The organism is Saccharopolyspora griseoalba (genome assembly GCF_042665275.1).
Lineage (GTDB): Bacteria > Actinomycetota > Actinomycetes > Mycobacteriales > Pseudonocardiaceae > Saccharopolyspora > Saccharopolyspora griseoalba.
Map to the genome: position 1 here is coordinate 83,593 of NZ_JBHTCJ010000011.1, position 20,569 is coordinate 104,161.

At 71.8% G+C, this 20,569-nt stretch carries 21 protein-coding genes; 16 read left to right on the top strand and 5 right to left on the bottom strand.

From position 1 onward, the window contains the following. Positions 1-253 precede the first annotated feature (253 nt). Together ACFQRI_RS20025 and ACFQRI_RS20030 are read right to left on the bottom strand one after the other, a co-directional pair. Entirely contained in the window at positions 254-742 is a 489-nt protein-coding gene (locus tag ACFQRI_RS20025) for a hypothetical protein (RefSeq protein WP_380670861.1), read from the bottom strand. 37 nt (positions 743-779) lie between these two features. Beyond that, positions 780-1,079: a DUF4190 domain-containing protein gene (locus ACFQRI_RS20030; RefSeq protein ID WP_380670865.1), complete on the bottom strand. Its 300-nt coding sequence runs from the start codon at positions 1,077-1,079 to the stop codon at positions 780-782. 233 nt (positions 1,080-1,312) lie between these two features. On the opposite strand from ACFQRI_RS20030, the gene ACFQRI_RS20035 reads away from it, so the two are divergent. The 10 genes from ACFQRI_RS20035 (at position 1,313) to ACFQRI_RS20080 (ending at position 11,636) form a co-directional block, all read left to right on the top strand. Further along, on the top strand, positions 1,313-1,516 hold the full coding sequence (locus ACFQRI_RS20035) for a hypothetical protein (RefSeq protein WP_380670867.1): 204 nt from the start codon (positions 1,313-1,315) through the stop codon (positions 1,514-1,516). 154 nt (positions 1,517-1,670) lie between these two features. Beyond that, the gene (locus ACFQRI_RS20040) at positions 1,671-2,138 is read left to right on the top strand and encodes a DUF4262 domain-containing protein (protein ID WP_380671098.1); all 468 of its coding nucleotides are present in this window, start codon (positions 1,671-1,673) and stop codon (positions 2,136-2,138) included. Between the two features lie 174 nt (positions 2,139-2,312). Then, on the top strand, positions 2,313-2,903 hold the full coding sequence (gene ruvC / locus ACFQRI_RS20045) for a crossover junction endodeoxyribonuclease RuvC (RefSeq protein ID WP_380670869.1): 591 nt from the start codon (positions 2,313-2,315) through the stop codon (positions 2,901-2,903). Then, complete coding sequence (gene ruvA, locus ACFQRI_RS20050) at positions 2,900-3,499, top strand: Holliday junction branch migration protein RuvA (protein ID WP_380670871.1); 600 nt, start codon at positions 2,900-2,902, stop codon at positions 3,497-3,499. The genes ruvC and ruvA overlap by 4 nt, the downstream gene beginning before the upstream one ends. Positions 3,500-3,507: 8 nt before the next feature. Next, positions 3,508-4,578 carry a Holliday junction branch migration DNA helicase RuvB gene (ruvB, locus tag ACFQRI_RS20055; RefSeq protein ID WP_380670873.1) on the top strand — a complete coding sequence of 357 codons (1,071 nt, stop codon included), beginning with the start codon at positions 3,508-3,510 and terminating at the stop codon, positions 4,576-4,578. A 340-nt stretch (positions 4,579-4,918) separates the two neighbouring features. Then, a complete protein-coding gene (gene yajC / locus ACFQRI_RS20060) occupies positions 4,919-5,272 on the top strand; it encodes a preprotein translocase subunit YajC (protein WP_380670875.1) in 354 nt (117 codons plus the stop codon). Between the two features lie 492 nt (positions 5,273-5,764). Next, positions 5,765-7,327 (top strand): protein translocase subunit SecD, encoded by a 1,563-nt coding sequence (gene secD / locus ACFQRI_RS20065; protein WP_380670877.1) that lies wholly within the window; start codon positions 5,765-5,767, stop codon positions 7,325-7,327. Next, the gene (gene secF / locus ACFQRI_RS20070; RefSeq protein ID WP_380670879.1) at positions 7,324-8,499 is read left to right on the top strand and encodes a protein translocase subunit SecF; all 1,176 of its coding nucleotides are present in this window, start codon (positions 7,324-7,326) and stop codon (positions 8,497-8,499) included. Before secD ends, secF begins: the two co-directional genes overlap by 4 nt. 30 nt (positions 8,500-8,529) lie before the next feature. Further along, a complete protein-coding gene (locus tag ACFQRI_RS20075) occupies positions 8,530-9,072 on the top strand; it encodes an adenine phosphoribosyltransferase (protein WP_380671100.1) in 543 nt (180 codons plus the stop codon). A 257-nt stretch (positions 9,073-9,329) separates the two neighbouring features. Further along, positions 9,330-11,636: a RelA/SpoT family protein gene (locus ACFQRI_RS20080; protein ID WP_380670881.1), complete on the top strand. Its 2,307-nt coding sequence runs from the start codon at positions 9,330-9,332 to the stop codon at positions 11,634-11,636. Positions 11,637-11,712: 76 nt separating this feature from the next. Here ACFQRI_RS20080 and ACFQRI_RS20085 read toward each other — a convergent pair whose 3' ends face one another. Further along, positions 11,713-12,552 carry a peptidylprolyl isomerase gene (locus tag ACFQRI_RS20085; RefSeq protein ID WP_380670883.1) on the bottom strand — a complete coding sequence of 280 codons (840 nt, stop codon included), beginning with the start codon at positions 12,550-12,552 and terminating at the stop codon, positions 11,713-11,715. A 151-nt stretch (positions 12,553-12,703) separates the two neighbouring features. On the opposite strand from ACFQRI_RS20085, the gene ACFQRI_RS20090 reads away from it, so the two are divergent. The 3 genes from ACFQRI_RS20090 to ACFQRI_RS20100 are packed head-to-tail and all read left to right on the top strand — an operon-like array spanning position 12,704 to position 15,292. Next, positions 12,704-13,381 (top strand): MBL fold metallo-hydrolase, encoded by a 678-nt coding sequence (locus tag ACFQRI_RS20090; RefSeq protein WP_380670885.1) that lies wholly within the window; start codon positions 12,704-12,706, stop codon positions 13,379-13,381. Positions 13,382-13,403: 22 nt separating this feature from the next. Then, positions 13,404-14,666: a histidine--tRNA ligase gene (gene hisS / locus ACFQRI_RS20095; protein ID WP_380670887.1), complete on the top strand. Its 1,263-nt coding sequence runs from the start codon at positions 13,404-13,406 to the stop codon at positions 14,664-14,666. Beyond that, positions 14,666-15,292, top strand: coding sequence for a hypothetical protein (locus tag ACFQRI_RS20100; RefSeq protein ID WP_380670889.1), 627 nt, complete (start codon positions 14,666-14,668; stop codon positions 15,290-15,292). Before hisS ends, ACFQRI_RS20100 begins: the two co-directional genes overlap by 1 nt. A gap of 82 nt (positions 15,293-15,374) precedes the next feature. Here the strand turns inward: ACFQRI_RS20100 and ACFQRI_RS20105 are convergent, their stop codons facing one another. Next, positions 15,375-17,018 carry a YibE/F family protein gene (locus ACFQRI_RS20105; RefSeq protein WP_380670891.1) on the bottom strand — a complete coding sequence of 548 codons (1,644 nt, stop codon included), beginning with the start codon at positions 17,016-17,018 and terminating at the stop codon, positions 15,375-15,377. A 145-nt stretch (positions 17,019-17,163) separates the two neighbouring features. Here ACFQRI_RS20105 and ACFQRI_RS20110 point away from each other — a divergent pair, with 145 nt between their 5' ends. Further along, a complete protein-coding gene (locus ACFQRI_RS20110; RefSeq protein WP_380670893.1) occupies positions 17,164-17,997 on the top strand; it encodes a hypothetical protein in 834 nt (277 codons plus the stop codon). A 23-nt stretch (positions 17,998-18,020) separates the two neighbouring features. On the opposite strand, the gene ACFQRI_RS20115 is transcribed toward ACFQRI_RS20110, so the two are convergent. After that, positions 18,021-18,602: a dihydrofolate reductase family protein gene (locus ACFQRI_RS20115; RefSeq protein ID WP_380670895.1), complete on the bottom strand. Its 582-nt coding sequence runs from the start codon at positions 18,600-18,602 to the stop codon at positions 18,021-18,023. A gap of 260 nt (positions 18,603-18,862) precedes the next feature. Here ACFQRI_RS20115 and ACFQRI_RS20120 point away from each other — a divergent pair, with 260 nt between their 5' ends. Both ACFQRI_RS20120 and ACFQRI_RS20125 read left to right on the top strand, forming a co-directional pair. Further along, entirely contained in the window at positions 18,863-19,174 is a 312-nt protein-coding gene (locus ACFQRI_RS20120) for a hypothetical protein (protein WP_380670896.1), read from the top strand. A 195-nt stretch (positions 19,175-19,369) separates the two neighbouring features. Further along, on the top strand, positions 19,370-19,885 hold the full coding sequence (locus tag ACFQRI_RS20125) for an Asp23/Gls24 family envelope stress response protein (protein WP_380671102.1): 516 nt from the start codon (positions 19,370-19,372) through the stop codon (positions 19,883-19,885). Positions 19,886-20,569: the final 684 nt, after the last annotated feature.

Below are 20,569 nucleotides of genomic sequence, written 5' to 3' on the forward strand. Positions count from 1 at the left end.
AATGGTCCCTCTCGGGCGATATGCGCAGTAGGGGCAAAGTCCTGGCTCGGTCGGCGCGGCAATCGTCGCAGCCCGCCGGCCCGGATCGAGGAGCTAGTCCAGGAGGTACGGCGGTCGAGATGGCAGTTCCGCGGGTCTGCTTGCCCGTCGGCGCAAGCGCGCTCGACGTCGCCGGTGAGGGGTGTGGCCGACGTCGGCTGACGTGCAGCGGCCGGCGTCCGCACCGCGCGGCCGGAGGTTCTCGCGTCCCCGGTCAGCAGCCCTCGGTGATGTATCCCTGCTCGCAGCCCCACTGCTGCTGGACCTCGCCGCTGGTGGGTTCCTTCCCGCAGGCCGTGCCGCACTGCTGATAACCGGGCAGCTGGTCGTACTGCTGTTCCGAGTACGGGTACCCGGTCTGCTCCCGGTACTGCTGGTAGAGCGGTGAGTCCGGGTCGGTCTGCGGGACGCTGGAATCGTCCTCGGGCGCCTGCGCGTCGCCCTCGGGCGGCGTGGTCGCGCCCGAGGTCTGCGTCGACGGCTCGCCGACCGGCAGGCCGCACTGGGCTTTCGTCTTGGCGTCCATGTCCGCCGGATCCAGCGCGCAGTTGTCCGCGGGGGCCTCGGCCGGAGCCGGGGCGGGTTCCACCTGCTGCGTCGTGGGAGGCGGCGCCGGTGCTGGTTTCTCCTCCGCCGTGCCGAAGCATCCGGACGAGGCCAGCGCCAGGCCCGCGATCAGCACCACCCACCTGCTGGGATTCATCGCTGGCTCACCCGCTCCGTCGGCGCGCGCCCGCGCGCTACCCGGCCACGCCGGTGCTGGCCGCTCCGATCGCGAGGATCGTGAACAGGACGATCAAGATCGCCCATCCCGCCAGGGCCACGTAGCCCAGCACGAGGCCGGCGATGGCCATGCCCTGCCCCGACTGCGGCGGATTGTTCTTGATGTCGTGCACCGCGATGTGACCGAAGATCACCGCCAGTGGTGCCACTCCGACGATGCCCAGCACCAGCGCGGCCACCGACATGCCGTTCGTGGGTGCGCGGGGTGCCATCGCCGGTGGCCCTGGTGGCGGGAAGTAAGGCTGTTCGGTGGTCATTCGGATCAACCCCCCAGCGGCATCCGGAGATGCGGTTGCTCCGAGCGTCCTCCCGGGACGGTGCGCGGGACAGGGGCGAAAGCCCCTGGTGACGCCGGTGGCCGCCGACGCGCGCGGTCAGGCTGCGCGGGCGGCCCGAAAGGGTGCGGGTCGGGGACCATCGGCCCTCCCGGTTCCGGGCTCTCGGCGCATGCTGGGAACCAGTTGCCGGCGGGGAGACTGGGGAGGCCGAGATGAACGCTCACGACGCGTTGCGCACCTTGATCATGCGGCTGGAGTACCTGGACAAGGCCAACTTGAGCGCCTACGACGACCACACCTCGCCGCCGATCCGAGCGGGCCTGCTGCTCGCCATCGACGACGCCAAGCGGTTGCTGCACACGATCGACCAGGGCGAGGGGATCGCGAGTAGCGGCAACCGCAGCGCGGTGCGCTGAACCCGGAAACCGGTGCCGGATCCCGGCGGGCGCGTGCGCGCAGTGCTCGGGGTCGAGCGCTGCGGGTGTCCGATGTGGTCCGGTGGGTCCTGGGGTTTGCCGGTGCGTGCACAATGACGCCGTGGTCGACACGGATGAGGGTCTGCGCAGGTGGATGGTCAACACCGCGGAGCAGCACGGCGCCGCGGTGATGCACGTCGCGGAGGACGGCAGCGGTCCGGCGTACGCGTTCTCGGTGGGAGCCTGGCGGCGCTTCGGCAAGCCGGAGGTCGTGGTGATCGGCCTGCCCCAGGAGGTCGCGCACGCGGTGGTGAACACCTACGTGCAGCGCGCCGGGCAGGGCGAGCGGTTCAAGCCGGGCGTGGTCTACGAGGGCTTCCTGCAGGGCTGCCCGGTCACCTTCGAGAAGATCTCGCTGCAGCACTACCCGGAGTACCTGGGCAGCGCGTTCCTGGTCTACAGCGGGCCGGACTTCCCGGCGTTGCAGCTGATCGTCTCCAGCCCCGACGAGGGGAAGTTCCCGTGGGAGCCGGACGCGCCCGGCGGCTTCCGGGAGTACCAGCCGATCCTGACCGACTCGGGGTCCCCGGAGTCCTGGACCCCGGGCCACGACGGGCCGTAGCGGCGGCTTCGCCGAGGACCGCGCGGGCATGCCGGGTGCTCGCCGGACACCGGACCGGGCGCGACGATGATCGCCACTCGGGTGGGGGAGGGCTAGGCGTGTCGGTGGGGCGGGGTTGATCCCGATTCGATAGCCTTCGAACGCGTGTTCATTTCCGAGTGAGTGGGTGGCGTCGTGCGTGTGCTGGGAGTCGACCCCGGTCTGACCCGCTGCGGTCTGGGCGTCGTCGACGGCGGGCGCGGGCGCGAGGCCGGTTGCGTGGCCGTCGGGGTCGCGCGCTCGCCAGCGGAGGACGAGCTGGCCTCGCGGCTGCTGGCCGTGGGCGACGAGGTCGAGCGCTGGATGGATCTGCACCAGCCGCAGGTCGTCGCGATCGAGCGGGTGTTCAGCCAGCACAACGTGCGCACCGTGATGGGCACCGCGCAGGTGTCCGGGGTGGTCGCGCTGGCCGCCGCGCGCCGCGACCTGCCTGTGGCCTTCCACACCCCCAGCGAGGTCAAGGCCGCCATCAGCGGTTCGGGCCGCGCGGACAAGCAGCAGGTCACCGCCATGGTCACCAAGATCCTCGGGTTGGACGCCGCGCCGAAGCCCGCCGACGCCGCCGATGCCCTGGCCCTGGCCATCTGCCACCTCTGGCGGGCGCCGATGATGGACCGGTTGGCGCAGGCCGAGGCCCGCGCCGCGGAACTCGCCCGCAATCACCGCGCCCGCCTCAAGCAGGCGCAGCAGGCCGCCAGGGCCAAAACAGGAGGGACGAAGAAATGATCTCCACGGTGCGCGGCCCGGTGCTGTCGATCGGGCTCGACCACGCGGTGATCGAGGTCGGCGGCGTCGGGATGGCCGTGCACGCCACCCCGAACACCCTCGCCGGTCTGCGCCGCGGCGAGGAGGCGCGGCTGTGGACCACGCTGATCGTGCGCGAGGACTCGCTGACCCTCTACGGCTTCGCCGACGCCGAGTCCCGCGACCTGTTCGCGCTGCTGCAGACCGCCTCCGGCGTCGGGCCGCGGCTGGCCCTGGCCACCCTCGCCGTGCTCTCGCCCGACCAGCTCGGCCACGCGCTGGCCGACGGCAACCTCACCGTGCTCACCCAGGTTCCCGGCATCGGCCGCAAGAGCGCCGAGCGGCTGATCCTGGAGCTGCGCGACAAGGTCGGGGTGCTGGCCGGCACCGCCGAGACCCCCGCCCAGTCTCCCGACCACGGCCGGATCCGCGGCGAGGTCTCCGAGGCGCTGGTGAGCCTGGGCTTCTCGGCCAAGCAGGCCGAGCAGAGCGTGGAGCAGGTGCTGTCCAACGGCGGCGGCGAACTGGACACCTCCGCGGTGCTGCGCAAGGCGCTGGCCGCCCTCGGGCCCAAGTGAGGTAGCCGATGTACGAGGAACCCCAGGACTGGCCGGCACCCGGAGACTCGGTGTCGCTCACCCCGCAGCAGGAGCCCTCGGACCAGGATGTCGAGACCTCGCTGCGCCCCCGCAAGCTCGGCGAGTTCGTCGGGCAATCGCGCGTGCGCGAGCAGCTGGAACTGGTGCTGCACGGCGCGCTGCGGCGCGGTGACCAGCCCGACCACGTGCTGTTCTCCGGCCCGCCCGGGCTCGGCAAGACCAGCCTGTCGATGATCATCGCCGCGGAGCTCGGCTCGGCCATCCGCGTGACCTCCGGGCCTGCCCTGGAGAAGCCCGGTGACCTGGCGGCGATGCTGTCCAACCTCACCGAGGGCGACGTGCTGTTCATCGACGAGATCCACCGCATCGCCCGCCCGGCCGAGGAGATGCTCTACCTGGCGATGGAGGACTACCGGGTCGACGTCGTGGTGGGCAAGGGGCCGGGCGCGACCAGCATCCCGTTGGAGCTGGCTCCGTTCACCCTGGTCGGGGCCACCACGCGCTCGGGCTCGTTGACCGGTCCGCTGCGCGACCGGTTCGGCTTCACCGCGCACATGGAGTTCTACACCCCGGCCGAGCTGGAGCTGGTCGTGCGCCGCTCGGCGGGCATCCTGGGCGTGGACCTGCGCGACGACGGCGCGACCGAGATCGCCACCCGGTCGCGGGGCACCCCGCGCATCGCCAACCGGCTGCTGCGCCGGGTCCGCGACTACGCCGAGGTGCGCTCCGACGGGGCGGTCACCCGCGAGATCGCGCGCTCGGCCCTCGACGTCTACGACGTCGACGAGATCGGCCTGGACCGGCTGGACCGCGCGGTGCTGCGCGCGCTGATCCGGTCCTTCCACGGCGGCCCGGTGGGAATCTCCACGCTGGCGGTGGCCGTGGGGGAGGAGGCGACCACGGTCGAGGAGGTCTGCGAGCCGTACCTGGTGCGCATCGGGATGCTCGCGCGCACCCCGCGGGGCCGGGTGGCCACCGCGGCGGCCTGGAACCACCTGGGCATGAGCCCTCCGGAGCACGCCCCCGGCGAGGCCCAACCCTCGCTGTTCGAGGAGTGACGTTCGCCGAGCGGCAAGCCCCCGGTGCGGGACGATCCTCGACTACGGTGGGACGAGGTCCGCGGTCGAAGTGACCGAACGGTGACAAAGCGACACTACGGTGGCGCTCGGGTCCGGGTCGGGGTGCTGACCGGGGTCTTGGGCTTGGCGTTATCCTCGTCACGTCTCGATCCGGGGCGGCCGGGCGGTGCGCGCCGATCCCCGGGCCGATTGGACCCTTGACGACCTGGTGAAAGGCGAGTCAGTCGAAGTTGACCTGGCACACTGGGTTTGAACATCCGAACAATTCGGGCGCAGTACTCAGAGGGCTGGCCCCGAAGCGTCCGCTGAACGGAGCACGATGAACCTCCAATCCCTGATCCTCCCGCTGCTGATCGTCCTGCTGGCGGTGCCGCTGTTCCTGCAGGCCCGCAAGCAGAAGCGGATGATGGCCGAGCAGCAGAAGCTGCAGAACTCCATCACCGTCGGCGACCGGGTCATGACCACCTCCGGTGTGTTCGGGACCGTCGTGGCCACCAACGACGACAGCATCGACCTGGAGCTGGCCCCGGGCCTGACCACCACCTGGGTGCGCCAGGCGGTCCGCGAGAAGGTCTCGACCGAGGCGGCTGCCGAGGAGACCAACGAGGTCACCGAGGAGCCGGCCGCCGAGGAGGTCACCGAGGCCAAGGCCGAGGAGCAGAAGACCAGCTGACCGGCCCCTCCCCGGTTCCTGCGGGCCCGACGCGGCGCGCCTCCGAGCCCGCGCGGCGCGGCAGAACCGCGGCGCACCGCTGGTCACCACGACGACCAGCGGATCCGCGATCGCGACTCGCCGCGCGGGACGTCTCGGCCCGCATCGAACCGACGTGACCACGACGCGGACCCGCGCCTGCTGCGGGTCCGCGTCAGTGCTTTTGCGCACTTTCACGCTGCGTGATCACCTCGTCGCCCACCCCGCATCGTCCTGACCGGTGCCGGGCCTGCGAGACTGAGGCGTCGAACGTGGTGGCGGCGCCGTTGGCTCGACCGCCGGGCCCACTGACCGTGGCGAAGATCGACACGACATCGCATCGATCGCACGGGCCGGTGTAGAACCGGCGGTAGTTTTGACGGTGGCAATTCGTCGGCCACTGCGCGGCCGAGCCGCCCGCGCTGCGGGCGGGCCGCGCATCCGCACAGACCTCGAACAGGAGAACGACGCACCGTGGCACCTCCGGCCGGGCAGATCCGCCCAGGGCGTTATCTCGCGATCTTCGTGCTGATCGCGGCTGCGCTGTACTCGCTGGTGTTCTTCACCGGCGACGGTAAGCCCAATCCCAAGCTGGGCATCGACCTGCAGGGCGGCACGCGGGTCACGCTCACCGCGCGCACCCTCAACGGCGAGCCGCCGAGCAAGGAATCGCTCGACCAGGCGCGTTCGATCATCGAGACCCGCGTCAACGGCATGGGCATCAGCGGCTCCGAGGTCGCGCTCGAGGGCAACAACCTGGTCATCACGGTGCCCGGCGCCGGTGGCGAGCAGGCCAAGCAGCTCGGCCAGACCGCGAAGCTGACCATCCGCAAGGTCACCCAGGCCATCCAGGCCGGTCAGGCACCGCCCGCAGGCACCGCGCCGCAGCAGGCCGGCCAGCCTCCGGAGGACCACGCCAAGGCCATCGAGGAGGCCAAGGCGACCCGGCAGAGCGCCGACCCGGCGGTCCAGATGCAGGCGCTGCAGACGCTCGACTGCAAGGCCGAGGACCCGCTGCGCGGCAACGCCGACCCGAACCTCCCGCTGGTGACCTGCAACCGCGAGGGCACGCAGAAGTTCGTGCTCGAACCGGTGGTGATCCAGGGCAAGCAGATCGCCGACGCCAGGGCCCAACCGCCGCAGCCGCAGGGCGGCCAGCCCGGCTGGACGGTCAACGTGGACTTCAAGGCCGAGGGCGGCAAGCAGTGGGCCGACTTCACCTCGAAGAACGTCCAGCAGCGGGCCGCGTTCGTGCTCGACGGCCGGGTCGTGTCCGCACCGTCGATCAACGAGCCGATGCTGGGCGGCAACGCCAACGTCCAGGGCCAGTTCAACCAGCAGAGCGCGACCGACCTCGCGCAGATCCTCAAGTACGGCTCGCTTCCGCTGGCCTTCGACCAGTCCGAGGCCCAGACCGTCTCGCCGACGCTGGGCGTGACCTCGCTGGAGTCCGGACTGATCGCCGGTGCCATCGGGCTGCTGCTGGTCGCGCTGTACTGCCTGGCCTACTACCGGGCGCTGGGCGTGCTCACGATCCTGTCGCTGGTCCTCTCCGGCGGGATCGTCTACGCGGTGCTGGTGCTGCTCGGGCGCTGGATCGGGTTCACCCTCGACCTGGCGGGCGTGGCCGGCTTCATCGTCGCCATCGGCATCACCGCCGACTCGTTCATCGTGTTCTTCGAACGTCTCAAGGACGAGGTCCGCGAGGGCCGCACGTTCCGCTCCGCGGTCCCGCGGGCGTGGGTGCGGGCCCGCCGCACGATCCTGTCCGCCGACGCGGTCAGCTTCCTGGCCGCCGCCGTGCTCTACGTGCTGGCCGTCGGCCAGGTGAAGGGCTTCGCGTTCACCCTCGGCATGTCCACCGTGCTGGACCTGGTCGTGGTGTTCCTGGTGACGCACCCGCTGGTCGCGATGGCCTCGAAGAACAAGTTCCTGTCCAAGCCCTCGGTCTCCGGTCTGGGCGCCGTGCAGAAGATCGGCAACCAGAACCGGGCAGCGCGCAAGCAGGCCGCCGCGACCACCGCCAAGGAGGCGTGAAGGTGACGACTCCAGGTACCGAAGACCTGCGTGCCCAAGGCAGCGTCTTCCACCGGCTCCACACCGGTACCGGCGCCTTCGACATCGTCGGCAAGCGCTCCCGGTTCTACGTCGCTCTCGGGCTGCTGGTGCTGATCTGCCTCGGCGGCATCGGCTTCAAGGGCTTCAACCTCGGCATCGACTTCGTGGGCGGCACCCAGCTGTCGATGCCGGCGGTCGGCGCTCAGGGGCCGATCGAGCCCGCCGAGGTCGAGAAGGCCTTCGGCGAGGCCGTCGGCCACGCGCCGTCGACCGTCCAGGTGGTGGGCTCCGGGGACGCCCAGACCATCCAGATCCGGGCCACCTCGCTGTCGGTCGCCGAGGTCGCCTCGGTCAAGCAGGAGATCTTCGAATCCACCAAGCCGCTGGCGGCCAACGGGCAGCCCAGCGAGGCGGTGATCAGCGACAGCGCCGTGTCGGGCACCTGGGGCAGCGAGATCACGCAGCAGGCGCTGATCGCGCTCGGGGTCTTCCTGGTGCTGGTGACGATCTTCCTGGCCTTCTACTTCGAGAAGTGGATGGCCGTGTCCGCGCTGGTGGCGCTCATCCACGACGTCCTGGTCACCATGGGCATCTACGCCCTGGTCGGCTTCGAGGTCACGCCGAGCACCGTGATCGGTCTGCTGACCATCCTCGGCTTCTCGCTCTACGACACGGTGGTCGTCTTCGACAAGGTCAAGGAGAACACCCGCGGGCTGCTGTCGATGACCCGCCGGACCTACCCGGAGGCGGCCAACCTGGCGGTCAACCAGACGCTGATGCGGTCGATCAACACCTCGGTCATCGCGCTGCTGCCCGTGCTGGGCCTGCTGGTCATCGGCGCCGGGGTGCTGGGCGTGGGCGTGCTCCGCGACCTGGCCCTGGTGCAGCTGGTCGGCATGATCGCCGGTGTCATCTCGTCGATCTTCCTGGCCACGCCGCTGCTGGTCGATCTCAAGATGCGCGAGCGTCGCTACCAGCAGCACGCGGCCAAGGTCGAGCAGCGCCGGACCAAGTCCGCCAGCCGCGACGCCGCCGGCGAGGCTCCCGAGGAAGAGCCCAAGCGCCCGGTCGCCGCGGCCGCGGGGCCCAAGCGCCCGGCGGCCCGCCCGGCCGGCAAGGCGCAGCGTCCCAGCGGCAAGAAGCGGCGTTGACCCGTGAGCGAGGAAGCAGTGCGAGAAGCGATGCCCGTCCAGGTCGCCGACTCCAGCGATCACGAGCTCGTGCGGTCGGTCGACCTGATCCGGGAGGTGCCCGACTTCCCGGAGCCGGGCGTGCTGTTCCGCGACATCGGGCCGATGCTCTCGGACCCGGCCGCGCTGCGGGCGATCACCGCCGCGCTCGGCCGCGGCCTGGAGTTCGACGTGGTGGCCGGGGTGGAGGCCCGCGGCTTCCTGCTCGGCGCGGCGGTGGCCAACCAGTTCGGCACCGGCGTGATCGGGCTGCGCAAGCCCGGGAAGCTGCCCGTGGTGGCCGACTCGATCTCCTACGAGCTGGAGTACGGCCGGGCGTCCCTGGAGCTGCCGGCCGACACGCTTCGGTCCGGGCAGCGGGTGCTGGTCGTCGACGACGTGCTGGCCACCGGCGGCACCCTGGACGCGGCCTGCAAGCTGATCGCCCAGGCGGGCGCCGAGGTCACGGCGGCCGCGGTGGTCATGGAGCTGACCGCGCTGGAGGGCCGCTCGAAGGTCGCCGATACCGAGATCCGCGCGCTGCTGAAGGTCTGACCAGGCGCGAACGGGCTGTCGAATCCCCCGGACCTCCCGCACGGGAGCCGGGGGATTCGTCGTCCCGCGGGCCGTGGTGACCGGCGCTGGTGATCGGTTCGGGCGAACCCGCGTGGTCGTTTCGGCCGCCGGATGGGACCGCTGAGCGTATTGACGGACACACCGGGGAAGGCCTGCGAGGTCGGCGGCGTTATTCTCGGTGTCCGGGTCCCCCGGACCTGGGACTTCGAAGCAACGCCTGAGCCCGGGAGCGTGCGGTGAGCCATCACGTCGATTCCCCCGCTTCGGCAGCCGATCAGGTTGCCGAACCGCGCGCGGGAGCCACCCGCCGCGTGCGGGCCCGCCTGGCCAGGAGGATCACGGCCCAGCGCGCGGCGCAGGTCAAGCAGGTTCTCGAACCCCTCGCCGCGGTGCACCGCGAACTCCACCCGCAAGCCGATCTGGGGCTGCTGCAGCGCGCCTACGACGTCGCCGAGGAGAAGCACCGGACCCAGACCCGCAAGTCCGGCGACCCCTACATCACCCACCCGCTGGCGGTGGCCACGATTCTCGCCGAGCTGGGCATGGACACCACCACGCTGGTGGCCGGTCTGCTGCACGACACCGTCGAGGACACCGACTACTCGCTGGACCGGCTGCGCGCCGACTTCGGCGACGAGGTCGGGCACCTGGTCGACGGCGTGACCAAGCTGGACAAGGTCAAGCTCGGCGCGGCCGCGGAGGCCGAGACCATCCGCAAGATGGTCATCGCGATGGCCCGCGACCCCCGGGTGCTGGTGATCAAGCTCGCCGACCGGCTGCACAACATGCGCACCATGCGCTTCCTGCCGCCGGAGAAGCAGGCGCGCAAGGCCCGGGAGACCCTGGAGGTGCTCGCCCCGCTGGCGCACCGGCTGGGCATGGCCACGATCAAGTGGGAGCTGGAGGACCTGGCCTTCGCCATCCTGCAGCCCAAGAAGTACGACGAGATCGTGCGGCTGGTGGCCAACCGCGCGCCCTCCCGCGACACCTACCTGCGCAGCGTCGTCGACGAGCTCTCCCAGCACCTCGACGCCGCTCGGCTGGCCGCCAAGGTCGAGGGCAGGCCCAAGCACTACTACTCGATCCACCAGAAGATGATCGTGCGGGGCCGCGACTTCGACGACATCCACGACCTGGTGGGCGTGCGGATCCTGGTCGACGAGATCCGCGACTGCTACGCGGCCATGGGCGTGGTGCACGCGCTGTGGCAGCCGATGCCCGGCCGGTTCAAGGACTACATCGCCCAGCCGCGCTTCGGGGTCTACCAGTCGCTGCACACGACGGTGGTCGGCCCGGAGGGCAAGCCGCTGGAGGTGCAGATCCGCACCCACGACATGCACCGCACCGCCGAGTACGGCATCGCGGCGCACTGGCGCTACAAGGAGACCAAGGGCCGCAACGCCACCGGCGGGCACGAGGTCGACGAGATGGCCTGGATGCGTCAGCTGCTGGATTGGCAGCGCGAGGCCGCCGACCCGGGCGAGTTCCTGGAGTCGCTGCGCTACGACCTGGCCACCAGGGAGATCTTCGTCTTCACCCCCAAGGGCGACGTGATCACGCTGCCCAGCGGTTCCACCCCGGTGGACTTCGCCTACGCGGTGCACACCGAGGTCGGGCACCGCTGCATCGGCTCCCGGGTGAACGGCCGGCTGGTGGCCCTGGAGCGCAAGCTGGAGAACGGCGAGGTCGTGGAGATCTTCACCTCCAAGGCCGAGGGCTCCGGGCCGAGCCGGGACTGGCTGTCGTTCGTCGCCTCCCCGCGCGCCAAGGCCAAGATCAAGCAGTGGTTCGCAAAGGAGCGCCGGGAGGAGGCGATCGAGTCCGGCAAGGACCTGATCACCAAGGAGGTCCGCCGGCTGGGCCTGCCGGTGCAGCGGCTGATCTCCGCCGAGGCGCTGGGCGCGGTCGCCCGCGAGCTGCACTACGTCGACGTCACCGCGCTGTACGCGGCGGTGGGCGAGAAGCAGCTCTCCGCGCAGCACCTGGTGCAGCGGCTGGTGGCCTGCATCGGCGGTCCGGAGCAGGCCGCCGACGAGGTGGCCGAGCGCTCGACCCCCTCCACGCTGCGCGGCAAGCGCCGGGTCAGCGGCGACTCGGGCGTGGTGGTGCAGGACCTCAACGACGTCTACGCCAAGCTGGCGCGCTGCTGCACCCCGGTGCCGGGCGACGAGATCCTGGGCTTCATCACCCGGGGCGGCTGGGTGAGCGTGCACCGCACCGACTGCACCAACGCCGACGACCTGCGCGCCACCCCGGAGCGCCTGGTCGAGGTGCACTGGGCGCCCTCGTCGTCCTCGGTGTTCCTGGTGGCCATCCAGGTGGAGGCGCTGGACCGGCACCGGCTGCTCTCGGACGTCACCAAGGTGCTGGCCGACGAGCGGGTGAACATCCTGTCGGCCTCGGTGACCACCTCGAAGGACCGGGTGGCGGTCAGCCGCTTCTCCTTCGAGATGGGCGACCCGAAGCACCTGGGCCACGTCCTCAAGGCGGTCCGCAACATCGAAGGCGTCTACGACGTCTACCGCGTGACCTCGGCCGCGTAGCCCCGCGCCCCCTTCTCGTCAGAAGTCCCCCGCCACGCCACTGCGCGCGCGGGGGACTTCTGATGAGAAGCGGCGATCAGGCCTCCTGGACCGCGACCTTCTCGAAGGTGACCTTCTTGTTCGGGTGGCCGCCGCCGGGCGAGGGCTCGAAGGCGCCGTCGGTGCCCGCGCGGGCGATGTCGTCGACGACCTTCAGCCCGTCCTCGGAGATGGTGCCGAACACGGTGTAGTTGGGCGGCAGCGGAGCTTCGCCGAAGACCATGAAGAACTGGCTGCCGTTGGTGTTCGGGCCGGAGTTGGCCATGGCCAGGATCCCCCGGCCGTACTTGAGCTCCGGGAAGGTCTCGTCGTCGAAGGCGTAACCGGGGCCGCCGCTGCCCTGGCCGGTCGGGTCGCCGCACTGCAGCATCTGCAGGCCCTCGGTGCCCAGCCGGTGGCAGCTGGTGCCGTCGTAGAACGACTGCTCGGCCAGGTGGACGAAGCTGTTGACCGCGCACGGGGCCAGCGCGCGGTCCAGGGTCAGCGGGATGTCGCCGCGGTTGGTCTTGATCGTGGCCTGCACGGTGCCCTTCGAGGACACCTCGCCGTCGGCCGGCGGCTGCACCGGCTTGCTCGCCTCGCCGTCCGGGCGGTACTGGCACGAGACCGGATCGGCCAGCGGAGCGGGGCGCGCGGGCACCGGGGCCGGTTCGGTCGGGATGTCGACCTTCGGCTGCTGCTGGTCCTGCTGCTTCGGAGCCGCGGAGCTGTCGTTGTCGCGGGTGAAGTAGAAGACCCCCACCACGACCGCCACGACCACGACGATCGTGGTGCCGATGGTGATCACCCGGCGTCGCTTGGCCTGCTGCTCGCGGCGCTGCATCTGGCGCTCGAGCTTCCGCTTGGCGGCCTGCCGGCGCTGCTCGTTGCTGGGCACCTGCTCCCTCCCCAATCCCGTCTGTGATGTTGTGCTGGCAGTTTATGAGGTCGCCCGATCCGGTTTCCTGAGAGCCCGCGCCCGCGTGCGCGGGGACGGGAGCGCCGGACGATAACCTGGGACCGTCATCACCTCCGACGAAAGGCCCCACGTGCTTGTCCTCGGGTTTCCGGCCGGACCTCTGCAGGCGAACTGCTACGTGCTGGCGCGCGGCGACGGCGAGCCGTGCGTGGTCGTGGATCCCGGGCAGGACGCCGCCGAGCCGCTGGCCGCGCAGCTGGACGAGCACCGGCTGACCCCGGAGGCCGTGCTGCTGACCCACGGGCACTTCGACCACGTCATGTCCGCGGCGAAGATCTGCGCGGAGCACGAGATCGCCGCGCACGTCCACCCGGCCGACCGGTACATGCTCGCCGACCCGGGCGCGGCCCTGGGCCCGATGGGCAAGCAGCTCTTCGGCGACGGGCCGGCGGGGGAGGAGCCCGCCGAGGTGCGCGAGCTCGCCGACGGCGACGTGCTGGAGCTCGCGGGCCTGCGCTTCGACGTCGCGCACACCCCGGGCCATACCGGCGGGTCGGTGCTTTTCGGCGTCGGCACCGAGGAGGGCGGACGGCTCCTGCTGTCCGGTGACACCCTCTTCGCCGGCGCCATCGGGCGCACCGACCTGCCCGGCGGAGACCACGGCCAGATGCTCGAATCGCTGACCAACCGGGTGCTGCCGCTGGACGACGAGACCGTCGTGCTGCCGGGCCACGGGCCGACCACCACCATCGGGCGCGAGCGCGCGGGCAACCCGTTCCTGCAGGAACTGCCCGCCGACGCCCACTGACGAGGACTGCGACCGAAAGAACATGACCGAGTTCACCGCCCCCAAGGGCATCCCCGAGTACTACCCGCCGGAATCCGCCGGCTTCCTCGCCGTGCGCGAGGCCTTCTCGGACGCCGCGCGCCGCGCGGGCTACGGCTACATCGAGCTGCCGCTCTTCGAGGACACCTCGCTGTTCGCCCGCGGCGTCGGCGAGTCCACCGACGTGGTCAGCAAGGAGATGTACACCTTCGCCGACCGCGGCGGCCGCTCGGTGACGCTGCGCCCGGAGGGCACGGCCGGTGTCATGCGCTCGGTGATCGAGCACGGGCTCGATCGCGGCCAGCTGCCGGTGAAGCTGTACTACTCCGGCGCGTTCTTCCGCTACGAGCGCCCGCAGGCGGGCCGCTACCGCCAGCTGCAGCAGGTCGGCGTGGAGGCCATCGGGGTCGACGACCCGGCCCTGGACGCCGAGGTCATCGCCATCGCCGACGAGGCCTACCGGCGGCTGGGCATCACCGGGCACCGCGTCGAGCTGACCTCGCTGGGCGATGCCACCTGCCGCCCGGCCTACCGCGCCAAGCTGCAGGAGTTCCTGCGCGGGCTGCCGCTGGACGAGGAGACGCAGAAGCGCGCCGAGCTCAACCCGCTGCGGGTGCTCGACGACAAGCGCCCCGAGGTCCGCGAGCTGCTCGCCGACGCCCCGCTGATGGTCGACCACCTCTCGGCCGAGGCGAAGGACCACTACGAGCAGGTCAAGGCGCACCTGATCGACCTGGGCGTGCGGTTCTCGGAGAACCCGCGGATGGTGCGCGGCCTGGACTACTACACCAAGACGACCTTCGAGTTCGTCCACGACGGGCTCGGCGCCCAGTCCGGCATCGGCGGCGGCGGCCGCTACGACGGCCTGATGGCCGAGCTCGGCGGCCAGGAGCTCTCCGGCATCGGCTTCGGCCTGGGCGTGGACCGCACGCTGCTGGCCTGCCAGGTCGAGGGGCTGACCGTGGGCGACCAGGCGCGCTGCGACGTCTACTGCGTGCCGATGGGCGAAACCGCCAAGCGCAAGCTGGTCGAGGCCGCGGGCGGCCTGCGGGCCGCGGGCGTGCGGGTCGACATCGCCTACGGCGGCAAGGGGCTCAAGGGCGCGATGAAGGCCGCCGACCGCTCCGGGGCCCGGTTCGCGCTGGTGCTCGGCGAGCGGGACCTGGAGTCCGGCTCGGCCCAGCTCAAGGAGCTGGCCACCGGTGAGCAGCGCGAGGTGGCGCTGGACTCGCTGGTCGCCGGCGTGCGCGAGGCGCTGGGGCGCTGATGGCCGAGGACGAGGCGGTGTCGCTGGACCTGCTGGACCGGCGCACCGTGCGGGTGCGCGCCCGCAACGTGGCGATCGCGGCGCTCCTGGTGGGCGCCGCGCTCGGCGGCGTCGTGGGGCTGTTCGCCGGTCCGGCGGGCTTCGGCGTCACGTTCGCGGTGGTGGCCGTTCCGCTGCTGCTGCTGGCCTTCACCGAGGCGCGCAAGACCGTGCAGCTGCGCGGCGAGCAGGTGGTCGCGCGGGCGCTGGGCAGCCGCGTGGTGGACGTGCGCACCGCGACGCGGCTGGAGCTGTTCGTCACCGACCTGCGCGGCACCCGCACGATCAACGTGCTCGTCGGCGGTCGGGGCAAGGCGATCAGCGTCGCCCTGGCGATGTACGCCGGCACCGGCGGTCGGGAGCTGGGCATCTACGGCCTGCGCAGGCTGGCCGACGTGCTGGCGACCAACCCGGACACCCGGGCCCTGGTGCTGTCCCAGCTGATCGTGGCCCAGCTGCAAGCGGAGGCCAGGGGCGAGCCGGCGCCCAACCGGCCGCTGTACCAGATCGGTTCGCAGGCTCCCCAGGGCGGCGTGGCCAAGCGCCTCAACTCCGACGCGGTGGCGAAGTTCGTCGCGACCCTCTGAGGACGGCTCGCGGTCCCTCTTTTCATCGAGAGTCCCGCACGCGAGCCGGGACATTCGCTGAAATGGAGAACCGCGCGGCCCGCTAGTCCGGGCGCTGGACCTGGATCTTCTGGGTCGGGCGCCACCAGAGCGCCTCCTCGGCGCTGTGCTCGGCGCCCCGGCTGACCTCGTCGCCGGGAGTGGGCCCCTGCGGCTCGGAGTCCGCGCGCTGCCGCGTGACCACCAGCGCCGCCAGGGCGGTGGTGACCGGGATCGCCGCGACCAGCCCGATGCTGCCGACCAGGGTGCGCACCACCTCCTGCGCCACCGTCTGCGAGCTGACGATCTCGCCGAACGACCGCCCGGAGAGCGTGTAGGCCAGCAGCATCGGCAGCGCCGCGCCCGCGTAGGCCAGCACCAGCGTGTTCACCGCCGAGGACGCGTGGTCGCGTCCGATGCGCAGCCCGGCGCCGTAGAGCTGGCGCCAGCTCAGGTTCGGGTTGGCCGCGCGCAGCTCCCACACCGCGCTGGTCTGGGTCACGGTGACGTCGTCGAGGGCGCCCAGCGCGCCGATGACGATCCCGGCCAGCAGCAGCCCGCGCGCGTCGATGGGCACGCCGAGCAGCCCGATCAGGCTGGAGGTGTCCTCGTCGAGCCCGGTGAGGTTGGTGGCCGCCGAGAACGCCGCGCTGAGCGCGCCGATCAGCGCCAGGCTCACCATCGTGCCGAGCACCGCCGCGGAGGTGCGCGCGGACACCCCGTGGGCGAGGTAGAGGGCCGCGAACATCGTCGCGCCGGCGCCCGCCACCGCGACCAGCAGCGGGTTCTCCCCGGCCAGGATCGCCGGCAGCACGAACCCGATCAGCACCGCCAGGCTCAGCGCGAGCCCGATCAGCGCCTTCACGCCCTGCCAGCGGGCCAGCACGAGCACCGCGGCGACGAACACCAGCGCCAGCACCAGCAGCGGCGTGCCGCGCTGGAAGTCGACGACCTGGAAAGAGGACGGGTCCTGCGGGTTGGTGCCGGAGTAGCTGAGCACCACCTGATCACCGACGGCGAACCGAGGCGTCCCCGGGTCGGTCGGCATGACCTGCTCGATCGTCTGACCCGGTCGCGGACCGTCCTGCATCTCGACCTGCAAGGTGACGCAGCCGCTGCCGGAACCGCCTTCGCTGCACCCGGAGGTCTTGGCCGAGATCACCTCGGCGTTGACCGGGTCCTGCCCGAAACCGATGTCCGCACCGGTCTTCTGGGTGTGCCCGAACGGGTAGAGCACCAGGATCCCGACGGCGGTGGCCAGCGCGAAGGGCACCAGCAGCGCGGCCAGCCAGATCTTGACCCGCTTCGGGGCCGGGTCGGCGGGCCCGTGGCCGTGCCCGTGACCGCGCGCAGGAGCGGCGGGTTCGCGCCGCCGGGGGCGCTTCGCGCGAGCCGGTTCGGCTTCCCGCGACGGCGCCGGTTCGCGGCGCTCCGGGCGCGGCGGCGCGGACTCGCGCCGCCGATCGGATTCGGGCGGCCGGGCCGGTGCGGGCTCGCCGGGTCGCTGCGCGTGCCGCGGCTCGGACGGCTGGGGAGGCTGCCGATCCGCCCGCCGCCTGGGGGACGACCGCTCGCCCGGCGGTTGCGGGCGCGGGGGCTGACCGCCCGGCGGCGCCGTCGGAGGCTGCCAGCCGGCGCTCGGCTCCCGGCGAGCGCGACGACCACCGGGCTGTTCGGGAGGCCCTGCCTCAGGACGGCGCTCGGTCACCGGGCAATTATGCGTCCCGCCCCTCGACCCGCGGAGGCCCCGGCCACCTGCTGCGGTTGGCCGCGGGTTCGGCCGAACGGGGATTCCGAGATCGTTGCGGCCCGTAGGATCGGCGCGATCTTGCCAACTCCGCCGAGGGAGATCGATGCGCGCCGTTCTGCTGGCCCCGCTGCTGGTCCTGCTGCTGGTCGTGCCCGGTGCACCGGCGACCGCCGGTCCGGCGCGCACCGCCGAGGAGTGCGCTGCCGAGCTGGACTGCTCGGCAGCCGAGCTGGAGGCGATCCCGATGGGGCAGCGGGTGGTGTTCCTGCGGGCCCTGCAGGAGCGCCTCGCCGCCGACTACATCCCGGGTTTCCGGCACTGGCGCAACTTCGAGGGCCTGCTGCGGTTCTTCGACGAGCGCGGCTACGGCGCCCGCGGCAGCTGGATCTCCTGGTCGGACGCCGGGAACCTGGAGGGCATCGAGCGCGGCGTGGCGATCGCGCTGCGCGGTTCGGGCCCCGACTTCGGCAACCCGGGCGCGGAGCCGTGGGCCGACTACCTGCGCCGGATGCACCGCGGCGAGCTCGCCGACCGGGCGACCCACGACCCGGTGTTCGCCGACGCCGAGCAGGCCTCCCTGGAGCACGGCGTGTCGCTGGCGGAGGCGCGCGGAGCCGAGCCCAGCCGCATGGACCGCAACCTCTACCTGGGCTCCGAGCTGTACCGCTGGATGCTGCGCAACCCGCAGCCGGTGCTGTTCGAGCTCAACCGGACGACGCGCGAGCGCACGGGAACCCCGCTGGCTCCGGCCGACTTCTACCGCTGGTTCACCGACGTCCGGGAATCCGAACCGACCTACCGGGGAGCCCACGTCATCCACGACACGACGCTGCCGAACCCCGCGAGCGCCCCGATCAGCGCGCTGCGCCTGCTGCTCGCCTACCTCCCGGAGCTCCGCCCGGAAGCCCAGCGCGACGTCGTCCCGCTGGGCGGCTGACCGCGCGGCGGTGGATCGGACCGCTACTCGGGCGTTGTTCCCCGGCCCGATCCGTCGCGGGCCCGGCCGTAGCGCTCGTAGATCACCCGCGACCCGAACGTCGTGGTCTCCAGCAGGTCCAGCTGGAGGTGTTCGGCGACCGGCGGCAGGAAGGGAGTGCCGCCGCCGATGACGACCGGGCAGCGGAACACGCGGAGCTCGTCGACGAGGCCGAGCTCGATCGCTGCCGCGGCCAGACCGGCCCCGCCGACGGCGACGTCCAGGTCGGTGCTCTCGAGCGCCGCAGCGGCCTCCTCGGCCACCGAGGCCCCGGCGAGCCGCGCGTTGCCCTCGACGCCGTCGAGCGTGCGGCTGAAGACGACCTTCGGGAGCGCGCTCCACGCGTCGGCGAACGCGGCACCGAGCTCGTCGGCGCGGAACGCGGGGTCGGTCTCCCACGGGAGCATGGTCTCGTAGAGCCTGCGGCCGCACAGGAAGCGGCCGAGCTGGCGCACCTGCTCGACGTGGAAGCGGAACTGCTCGGTGCCCGGGACCGACCACCCGAGCTGGCCCTCTCGGTCGGCGATGTAGCCGTCCACCGAGACGTTCATCGAGTAGATCAGCATGACGGCGGGTCCACCGCTCCGACGGGTCCAGCGGTGATCGCGGGGCAGTGCGCTCTCGAGCTCCGCATCGGGCCCCTCCTCCCTGTTGTGCCTGCTCCACCAGATGGTGTGACCGATCGCGCGACGAGAACTCATCGCCCGCCGAACGTGTCCAGATCGATTGGTCAGGGCACGCGCCGTTGGACACGGTGGGGGCGGTGCTGCCCGGTGCGTAACCGGTGCGCCGCGCACCGGACCGGCGCAGCCCGCGGGGGGAAGTCATGAGAATGCTCTTGAAGGTCTCGATCGACACGGAGAAGGGCAACCAGGCGTTCCGCGACGGCACGCTGCCGAAGGTCATGCAGTGGGCCCGGGAGCAGCTGAATCCCGAGGCGGCGTTCTTCAGCCCGACGGACGGGGTGCGGACCGCGTACTTCGTGTTCGACATGCAGGAGACCTCCCACATTCCGTCGATCGTGGAACCGTTCTTCGAGAAGCTCGGTGCGCACGTCGAGCTCACACCGGCGATGGACTTCAGCGATGTGCAGGCCGGAGTCCAACGGGCCGGGGAAACCATGAAGAACTTCCAATGAGGCAGCGGGAGGGAAGCCGAGTTCTCCCGCCAGGACCGACCGGTCGGTGCGGAGGTTCGAGCCCGGCAGCGGACTCTCGGGGTGCCGACCTCGCGCATGTCGCTCGTTCGGGCGCCGGAACGCTGAAGCGGGGACGTCCGCGCTCCGACGGGGTCGCGGGAACCGACGAGCAGCAGGAGAGGGGACGTGGTGGCGGTGGCTGAGCGGTCCAGGGGGAAGCGGAGCACGGAAACCGAGAGCAACGAGTCGGGTTGGTCCACCACCGCTGCCGGCGGGGCCGGGACGGCCAGCCGCGGCGGCGAGACCACCCAGGTGGCGGAAAGCCCGAAGGGGCGCACGACGATCGCCGCGACCGTGGTGCAGCAGGTCGCGCGCATCGCCACCGAGGAGATCTCGGGGGTCCACGCCATAGGCGGGGGCGTGGAGCGGGCGTTCGGCGCGATCCGGGAGCGGATTCCGGGCGCGAGCTCCTCGCGGACCTCCGGGGTGGCCGTGGAGGTCGGCGAAGCGCAGGCGGCCGTCGACCTGGAGATCGTCGTGGAGCACGGCGCGGCGCTGATGGACCTCGCGCAGGCGGTGCGCCGCAACGTCATCAACGCGGTGCAGCGCATGACCGGATTGGAAGTAGTCGAGGTGAACATCGCGGTCAACGACGTCCACCTGCCGGAGGAGGACGAGCAGCAATCGGATGCGCAGACGCGCGTCGAGTAGCCATCGGGCCGGGCGAGGCGGCGTCGCCACCGCGCACGCGGGCGACGGTCAGGAGAAGCCGCGCCGCGCCCGGCCGGTGGTCCGGAACAGGCGGTGAGAGATGCGCACGCCAGCTGCCGCCGGTGCCTGGTCTCGCCGGTGCTCGTAGTGGTGCACGAGCTACCTCCCCGCTCGCTCGCGGTGGGCTGGCGCTCCTGCCGGGCTCGCCCGTCCGCTCCTGGACGCTGGCAAGGCCTCCGCGGGCTGGCAGGCGTGCGTCGTCCGCCAGCTGCGACACGAGGCCGGTGTGACGCACATCATTCGTTCCTCCGCTGGGCTGGGTCAATAGCAGCCCGTGCGGATTCCCGTGGTCGAGCCGCCGGGAGAGCGCGCCCCACCCGCCGTTGGCGGACCCGGGCGCCAGAACGAGCGCCCCCGCGGCCGGCCGGCGGAACCGGTGGGCGCGGGGGCGCGTTGCTTGGACCCGACCGGCGTGCACCGCGGCCGGGCAACGGGAAAGGTAATGCCGCCGCCTGTCGCGCGTCCAGCGGATAAACGGGTGGTTCAGCTGTTCGCGGCAACGGGGTGGCGCGCGCTCGCGCGATCTCGACGCGCAGCTCGCCGCGGACGCGCGTGCTGGGTGCGTGCCCGCGCGGTCTTCGACTCGATGGGGTGAGGTCGGTCGACAGGGGGTCGAAACTGTGT